Annotated in this window: 6 protein-coding genes and 1 tRNA gene; 5 read left to right on the forward strand and 2 right to left on the reverse strand. The window is 64.0% G+C overall.

The window, feature by feature from the left end; all coding sequences use genetic code 11:
- Positions 1-57 precede the first annotated feature (57 nt).
- Positions 58-133, reverse strand: a tRNA-Phe gene (locus tag ACP5M5_RS13855).
- A gap of 87 nt (positions 134-220) precedes the next feature.
- The gene (locus tag ACP5M5_RS13860) at positions 221-2,350 is read right to left on the reverse strand and encodes an amylo-alpha-1,6-glucosidase (RefSeq protein ID WP_427938307.1); all 2,130 of its coding nucleotides are present in this window, start codon (positions 2,348-2,350) and stop codon (positions 221-223) included.
- Between the two features lie 590 nt (positions 2,351-2,940).
- On the opposite strand from ACP5M5_RS13860, the gene ACP5M5_RS13865 reads away from it, so the two are divergent.
- The 5 genes from ACP5M5_RS13865 (at position 2,941) to uvrC (ending at position 8,368) form a co-directional block, all read left to right on the forward strand.
- Positions 2,941-3,339, forward strand: coding sequence for a VOC family protein (locus ACP5M5_RS13865; RefSeq protein WP_427938309.1), 399 nt, complete (start codon positions 2,941-2,943; stop codon positions 3,337-3,339).
- 30 nt (positions 3,340-3,369) lie between these two features.
- Positions 3,370-3,951, forward strand: a complete 582-nt coding sequence (locus tag ACP5M5_RS13870; protein WP_427938310.1) for a hypothetical protein — start codon at positions 3,370-3,372, stop codon at positions 3,949-3,951.
- Positions 3,952-3,983: 32 nt separating this feature from the next.
- Positions 3,984-5,573, forward strand: a complete 1,590-nt coding sequence (locus ACP5M5_RS13875; protein ID WP_427938312.1) for a GMC family oxidoreductase — start codon at positions 3,984-3,986, stop codon at positions 5,571-5,573.
- Positions 5,574-5,638: 65 nt separating this feature from the next.
- On the forward strand, positions 5,639-6,046 hold the full coding sequence (locus ACP5M5_RS13880) for a ribbon-helix-helix domain-containing protein (protein WP_427938314.1): 408 nt from the start codon (positions 5,639-5,641) through the stop codon (positions 6,044-6,046).
- A 405-nt stretch (positions 6,047-6,451) separates the two neighbouring features.
- Complete coding sequence (uvrC, locus tag ACP5M5_RS13885; protein WP_427938315.1) at positions 6,452-8,368, forward strand: excinuclease ABC subunit UvrC; 1,917 nt, start codon at positions 6,452-6,454, stop codon at positions 8,366-8,368.
- The last annotated feature ends 51 nt before the right edge of the window (positions 8,369-8,419 follow it).

Raw genomic sequence — 8,419 nt, forward strand, 5'->3', positions numbered from 1 at the left:
CTAAGAGGGCGATAGCGTAGCCCTGGCGGTGAAAAGAAACAATGGAGAAGAGGGGGATGGTGCCCAGGGGCGGAATCGAACCACCGACACTGCGATTTTCAGTCGCATGCTCTACCAACTGAGCTACCTGGGCAAGCTGGTCGCGACGGCATAGCCGATGCGCGGGATGTGATCAACCCGTGCCATCGGCCGCCCGGGCCCGCTGACCGTGGCGCCGGCGCTAATCCCGGCGGGTGATGCGGATGGCGGCGCCATTGCGGCTTTGTGGCAGGCAGGCGATGTGGGTGCCGGTGCGTTCGAAGCGGAGATCAATCGTGTCTCCGCCGAGCGGTAGGCCGCGGAGGTCGAGGCGATCGACGCCTTCCGGCAGCGCCGGGTGGTCGAGCAGGATGTCGCCCTGCCAGCCATCGATGGTGATGCCGAGGCACGATTGCAGCAGCATGAACACCGATCCCGCCGACCAGGCCTGCGGCAGGCAGGCGACCGGGTAGGCGATCGGCGCTTCGCCGGGCGCGCGCGGAAAGCCGCAAAAGAGCTCGGGCAGACGCATGTCGAAATGGACGGCGGCTTCGAACATCTGCCCCGTAAAGTGTAACACCGCCTCTTGCCGGCCATAGCGCGCAAGGCCGGCGACCGAGACCGCGGTGTCATGCGGCCAGACCGAGCCGTTATGGTAAGACATCGGGTTGAACCGCGCCGCCCCCCGCACGAGCGTGCGGATGCCCCAGCCGCTATCGAAACCCGGCGCCTGGAGATGGCGGGCGACGCGGGCGGCGCGCTCGGGCGCCGGCAGGCCGGAGAACAGGAGCTGCCCGGCATTGGAGGTCAACACCCGGCAGAGTTCGCCGGCGCCGTCGATGGCGATGCCGTAGCAGCCGGCCTCCGGCATCCAGAATTTCGCCTCGACCGCTTGCCGCAGCGCCTTCGCGCGGGCCCGCCAGCGCTCGGCATCGGCGCTCTCGCCGCGCCGGGCAGCGAGATCGGCCATCGCGTGCAGCGCGGCGAAGACATAGCCCTGCACTTCGACGAGGGCGATCGGTCCCTCGGGAAAGCGGCCATCGGCGTGGAACACCGAATCCTCGCTGTCCTTCCACCCCTGATTGGCCAATCCGCTCGCCGCCCCCCGGGCATAGGCGAGAAACCCGTCGGCGTGGCGATCGGCGCTGCGTTCGATCCAGCCGAGGGCAGCGCGCAGCGCCGGCCACAGGGTTTTGATGAAGCCGAGATCGCCGGTCCGCGCGGCATAGGCGCCGGCGAGAATGAGAAACAGCGGCGTGGTGTCAACGCCGCCGTAATAATGGCCGAACGGCAATTCGCCGAGCGTCGTCATCTCCCCTTTGCGGGCCTCGTGCATGATCTTGCCGGGCTCGGCATCGCGAAAGGCCGAGGTCTCGGTCGCCTGGTTCTTGGCGAGGAAGGCGAGCACGCCGCGGGCAAGCCGCGGGTCGAGCCAGAGCGTCTGCAAAGCGGTGACGATGGCGTCGCGCCCGAACGTCGTCGAAAACCAGGGAATGCCGGCGTAAGGGTAGGGGCCGGTCGGCAATTCGGTGGTCAGCAGCGCGAGATCGGCGGCGGAGCGGTCAATCCAGGCGTTAAAGAGGCGGGTCGGCGTTGCGAGCCGCGCGGCGCGGCGGCGTTCGCGCCACATGCTGGCGCGGGCTTGCGCGGCGGCGGCGCGAAACCGCGCCGGCGACGGCGCCGGCACGTCCCCCGGGCCGACCGCGAGATGGAGAGCGGCGCTGCCGGCCGGCGCGAGATCGACATGAAACTCCGCCCGCCCGGCCGCGAGCACGCTCGGCCGCGCCGAGAAGGCGATTAGGCATTGCCGTTCCACCCCATCGAGGCCGTGATAGGCGAAACGCACCGCGCTCTCGCGGAGTTCCGGGGCGCGGAGTTCGCCGCGTGCCGCGCGATGGCTGCCGCGAACCTCGAACATATCGCGGAAATCCGCCTCGAACACCAGAACCAGCGGCACCACCGCCGGGGTCTCGCCGTAATTGGTGAACAGCAATTGCTCATGGAGATGGCGCTGCCAGAGAAACCGGCGGCGTTCGATATGAATGACCCCTTCGGGCAGCGGATGCCCGCCGAGCGGCGGCAGCGGCCGGTTTGAGATGTTGGCGGTGAAGAACACATTGTCATGGGAAATCGCGGTGCTGAGGAGCGACGGCGTGGTCTCCCCGAGCAGCAGCCGAAAGCATGAGAGCAGCCGCGTGTCGTCGTCGAACAGACCGTCTCCGTCGCCGAGAATATCGCCGATCGGGTCGCAGACGATGAAGGTATCGCCGCGCTTGAGGGCATGCAGGCGAAGCGGCTCGCGCGCCGGCGGCGGTGCGGCGCCGCCGCTCATGCGCGCCCCCGGCGATGTCGCATGATACCCTGCTCCTCGATCCTCGGCATCGCAGTCCTGCTCCCGCTCTCGGCGCGTGAGTTTCGCATGGCTCTCGGCCGCTTGTCACGGTGGCGCTGGCGGCCCGTGGCGGTGGCAGAATTGCGCGCCTGGGTAGAGAGCGCGGCGGCGGCGCCGGTGGCGATTGTCCACCGCCGGCAGAATTGCCTGGAGTCTGAAGGCGATGGCCGGCAACGTTAAAAATATCACCGGCGCGCGAGAAAAAAATGCAATAAAATCATGGTATTAAAAATTCGCGCGGGAGCGCAGCGGGTTAACCCCATGGCCGCCAGCCGGCACGCCGCGGCGCGCTGGCACACTCTGCCCACAAACTTATCCACAAGGGGCGCGAAACATGCATTTCACCCGTCTTACACCCTGCGGTGGTAGGCTCGACGCCGGTCTTGCGCGCGCCAGCGCAAGAGGATGCCAGAGCGCCCGCGTTGCGCTGAGTGCCGCGCATCATCGGTAATTTACCATCCTATTACCCTATCCGTGATCGCATCGTCTATGATGCGCCACATCGTTGACAAAACGATGGGGAGGATAACGTGACCAAGCCGATCCATATGATGGTTCGCGTCTTCGATCTCGAAAAATCGATCGATTTCTATCGCCGTGCGTTTGGCATGGAAGAGGTCCATCGTCTCACCTTTGACGACTTCGCGTTGGTTTATCTGCGCCATCCCGAGAGCGCGTTCGAGCTCGAACTCACCTGGAACAAATCTCGCAAGGACCCCTACGCCCTAGGCGATGGCTATGGTCATATTGCCTTCTCGGTCGATGATCTCGCGGCAACCCATGCGCGGCTGCGCGCCGCTTTTCCCCATGTCCAAGACATCAAGGAGCTCAAGACCAAAGACGGGCGCGCGCTCGCGCGTTTTTTCTTCACCCAAGACCCCGATGGCTACAAAATCGAGGTTTTGCAGCGTGGCGGCCATTATCAATGACACCGAGACAATTCATCACAGGAGGTTGACGTGCTACGAAAAACCGATTCGTCTCGCGCACCCATTCCACTCACCCGGCGCGAGATGCTGCAGGGAAGCTCGTTGCTGATTGGCGTTTTGAGTGCGGGTTCGGCGCTCGCCCCCTTTGTGCCGAGCCGCACCTGGGCGCTTGAACTCAGCGCCCTCGATGACGGGCAAGCACGCATCGTGATGGCGTTCATCAAGCATCTCTACCCGCATCCGAGCCTGGACGATGCGGTCTATGCGCTGGTCGTCAAGGCGGTCGATCAGAAAGCCGCCACCGATAAATCGACCCGCTTGATCGTGCGCGAGGGGATCGATCATTTGAACGCCATCGGCAATGGCAACTGGCTCGGGCGCGATGTCGCCTTGCAGGAGATCGATGTCCGTGCCCTCGAAGGCTCGCCGTTCTTCTCTTATCTCCGGGTCACCGCGGTGAACACGCTTTATAATAACCCGCTTGCCTTCAAGCATTTTGGCTATGGTGGGGCGGAGGGTGATACCGGGTATTTATATACGGGTTTCAACGATCTCAAATGGCTTCCCGATCCGCCGCCATCGGCGAGCGGCCCCATCCCCAAGGATGATTGAAGAGACGCTAAACCGCAATCAGGGAGGCAGACATGGCTCAGGAAAACACCAATAAAGTTCAGTTCGAAAAAAACGATGACAGCGTCGTCGTCATCATCGGTTCGGGGGCTGGCGGCGGCACGCTCGCCAACGAACTCGCGCAGCAAGGGATCAAAGTCGTTTTGCTGGAAGCCGGTGATTGGCACACGCAGACCGATTTCATCGCTGATGAATGGCCCTCGTTTACGCAGCTCGCATGGCTCGATCCGCGAACGACATCGGGCACCTGGCGTGTGGCCAAGGATTTTCCCACACTTCCGGCGTGGATTTGCAAGACCGTCGGCGGCACCACGGTGCATTGGGCGGGGGCGAGCCTGCGCATTCAGCCTCATGAATTCCAGATCCGCACCGTCTATGGCGATATTCCCGGCGCCAATCTCTTGGATTGGCCAATCACCCGCGCCGATCTCGACCCGTTTTATGATCTCGCCGAGAAAAAGATGGGGGTGACACGCACCAATGGCATCCCTGGGCTTCCCGGCAATAATAATTTCAAGGTCCTCTATAACGGCGCAACCAAGCTCGGCTATAAGGAAGTGAGCACTGGCCGGATGGCGATCAACTCTGAGCCGCGTGATGGCCGAACCCATTGCTACCAGCGCGGCTTTTGCTTCCAAGGATGCCGGACGGGGGCGAAATGGTCAACGCTTTACACGGAAATTCCCAAAGCGTTGGCAACCGGAAAATGCGAGGTGCGCGCCAAGGCACAGGTGGTACGGATCGAGCATGACGCGCAAGGCAAGGCCGCCGCTGTTCTTTATTTCGATGGCGAGGGCAATCTACAGCGCCAGCGCGCGCGCGTCGTCGCGCTGGCCGCGAACTCGATCGAGAGCCCGCGCCTTCTCCTCCTCTCCGCCTCGGCCATGTTCCCCGACGGTCTCGCCAACAGCTCTGGTCAGGTCGGACGAAATTACATGCGCCACCTCACCGCCTCGGTTTATGCAACCTTTCCCAACCGCGTCGAGATGTTCAAGGGCACGACGATGGCCGGGATTGTCGGCGATGAGGCGCGGCTCGATCCGAAGCGGGGATTCGTCGGCGGCTATCACATGGAGACGATCTCGCTCGGGCTTCCTTTCTATGCCGCGTTTCTCAACCCTGGCGCGTGGGGGCGCGCATTTGCCAATGCGCTCGATCAATACGCCAATACCGCCGGGATGTGGATCGTCGGAGAGGACATGCCACGCGAGACCAATCGCGTCACACTCAATGACACGACGAAAGACCAATTCGGCCTTGCGGTTCCCAATGTTCATTACGATGATCATCCGAACGACGTCGCCATGCGCGAGCATGCTTTCGCGCAGGGGACAGCGGTTTATCAGGCGGCGGGGGCCAAGGACGTCTATCTCGTTCCGCCCTATCCCTCCACCCATAACCTCGGCACCTGTCGGATGAGCGACAAACCGCGTGACGGCGTGTGCAATAAGTTTGGCCAGACCCACGACGTCAAAAATCTTTTCATCTCCGACGGATCGCAATTCACCACGGGGGCGGCGGAAAATCCCACCTTGACGATCGTGACCCTTGCCATACGTCAAAGCCGCTTCATCGCCGAACAAATGAAGCAAGGGGCGATTTAAGCGGCCAAGCTCTCGGTGGCGCGCTGGCGGCGTGTCACACGGCAAGACGCCAGCGCGCCCGAGAGATGTCGTCCCCGCACGATGACCCGACACCAGACGAGGCCCTGGGAGACTGGCGAACGATGTGCAAAATCTATGCGTCCTCCGATCCCATCCTCTATGAATCGCGCACCCGTTCGGTGCGGATTCATGGGGTGGTGACGACAATCCGGCTCGAAAACATGTTCTGGCAGGTCATCCAGGAAATCGCCAATAACGAGCATATGACGACGAGCCAATTTATTGAAAAACTCTATGACGAGCTCACCAACGAGCGTGATGAAATCACCAATTTCGCCTCATTTCTTCGGGTTTGCTGCCTCATTTACATGCAGAACGTCAAACCATTCCAGAATGACGCGACGTCGCAGCGGGCGATCGGCGGAATCATCGCCGATCGTGATGCGCGGGCCTCGGTGCTCCCGCTCCGCTGACGGCGCGCCGCCATCGCCTGGGGCCCCGCGTGCCGGCGACGGGTATGAGACGGCTCGCCTCATGGTTGAAGCCGCCGGCGATCTCACCGAGAGGGACGTACGTCGCCCGGCGAATTGTCCACCGCGCCATGATTTGTCAGCATTTTCAGGCGTCTGTCGCGCGAGGCTCAAAAGCCCCCGCCGTCACGATAAATTATCAAATAAAATCAATATAGTAAACCTATCCGCGGCAAGCTCGCGGGTGAGCAAATCGGCAGAAATCCGCCCTTTAGCGCCGGTTGCCGGCGTTCTGCCCACAAACTTATCCACAAGCGGCGTGGCATGCGCGTGTCATCCGTCTCACACCCTGCGGTGGTGGGCCCCGGGGTCTTGAGCGCGCGCGCGCCAGCGCCTAATCGACAAAGGATGCCAGAGCCCCCCCCGCCCAGCCAACCTCTCGTCGCCGCGCCCGGCCCGGGTGGGGCGGCGGTGATCGCGGCCGCGATCGCGACGCTGCCGGAGGCGCCCGGGGTTTATCGCATGCTCGATGGCCGTGGCAACGCGCTTTATATCGGCAAGGCGCGCAGCCTCAAAAAGCGGGTGCCGGCCTATCTCCAGCCGGCGCGTCTCCCGGAGCGGCTGCGGCGCATGGTTTCCGAAACCGTTTCGCTCGAAATCATCGTCACCCATAGCGAGGCCGAGGCGTTGCTCCTCGAGGCGACGCTGATCAAGCGGCTCAAGCCGCGCTATAACATCGTGCTGCGCGACGACAAATCCTATCCCTGGCTGTTGCTGACCGAAGATCACCCGTTTCCCCAGATCACCAAGCATCGCGGCGCCCAAACCCGGCGCGGGAGTTATTGGGGGCCGTTTGCCTCGGCTTGGTCGGTCGATCAGACGCTCACCGAATTGCAGCGCGTCTTTTTGCTCAGAAGCTGCGCCGACACCGTCTTCGCCCATCGCGCCCGGCCCTGTCTCCTTTATCAGATCAAGCGCTGCAGCGCGCCCTGCGTTGGGCGGATCAGCGAGGCGGATTACGCGGCGCTGGTCGAACAGGCGAAGGCGTTTCTCGGCGGCGCTGGCCTGCAAATCCAGCGCCAGCTCGCCGCCGAGATGGAAGCGGCCTCGGCGGCGCTCGAGTTCGAGCGCGCGGCGATGCTGCGCGATCGCATCCGCGGCCTCACCCAGGTCCAGGGCCACGGCGCGATCAATCCCGAGGCGCTCGGCGATGCCGATGTGATCGGCGCCTGGCAGGCGGCCGGCCAGACCGCGATCCAGGTGTTTTTCATCCGCGGCGGCCACAATAACGGCAATCGCGCGTTTTTCCCCAATCATGCGCAAAACGAGGCGATCGGCGCCGTGCTCGCCGCCTTCATCGCGCAATTTTATGACGACAAACCGCCGCCGCCGCAGATCCTGCTCAGCGATGCCGTTCCCGAGCCGGCGCTGATCGCCGAGGCGCTCAGCCTGAAAGCCGGGCGGAAGGTCGGGCTCGCGCTGCCGCAGCGCGGCGAAAAGCGCGCGATCCTCGATCTCGCGCGCATGAACGCGCGCGAGGCGCTGGAGCGCCGGCTCGCCGAAGCGGCGGGGCAAGCGGCGCTGCTCGCCGCGGTTGCCGAGACCTTCGCCCTGCCGGCGCCGCCAAGCCGGATCGAGGTGTTCGACAACAGCCATATCATGGGCACCAACCCCTATGGGGTGATGATCGTCGCCGGGCCGGCGGGGTTCGAGAAAGCCGCCTATCGCAAATTCGCCATCCGCGGCCCGATCACCCCGGGCGATGATTTCGCCATGCTGCGCGAGATGCTGGCGCGCCGCTTCGCCCGCCTCGCCGCCGCCGACGCCGAAGACGCCGCCCGCCCCGATCTCCTGCTGATCGATGGCGGCGCCGGGCAGCTTTCGAGCGCGCTTGCGGTGCTCGCCGAGTTCGGCCTTGGCGATCTCCCGGTGATCGCCATCGCCAAGGGGCCGGATCGCGACGCCGGGCGGGAATGGTTCCATCAGGCCGGCCAGCCGCCACGGCAATTGCCGCCGCGCGATCCGGTGCTCTATTACCTCCAGCGGCTGCGTGACGAAGCGCACCGCTTCGCGATCACGACGCACCGCGCCGGGCGCGCCAAACGCCTGATCCAGAGCGAGCTTGACGAGATCAGCGGCATTGGCGCGGCCCGCAAGCGGGCGCTGCTCCATCATTTCGGCTCGGTGCGCGGCGTCAAACAGGCGGGGCTCGCCGATCTCGAGGCGGCGCCAGGGATCAACCGCGCCACCGCGCGCCGGCTTTATGCGCATTTTAATCCCGGCGCGCGCCTTGCGGACATTCCCCCGCCGCGGCGGAAAGGCTAGTTTCGCCCTCCCATGCTGACCGATCTGCCCAATCTCCTGACGCTGTCGCGG

The organism is Acidibrevibacterium sp. (assembly GCF_049965395.1).
Taxonomy (GTDB): Bacteria; Pseudomonadota; Alphaproteobacteria; order Acetobacterales; family Acetobacteraceae; genus Acidibrevibacterium; species Acidibrevibacterium fodinaquatile.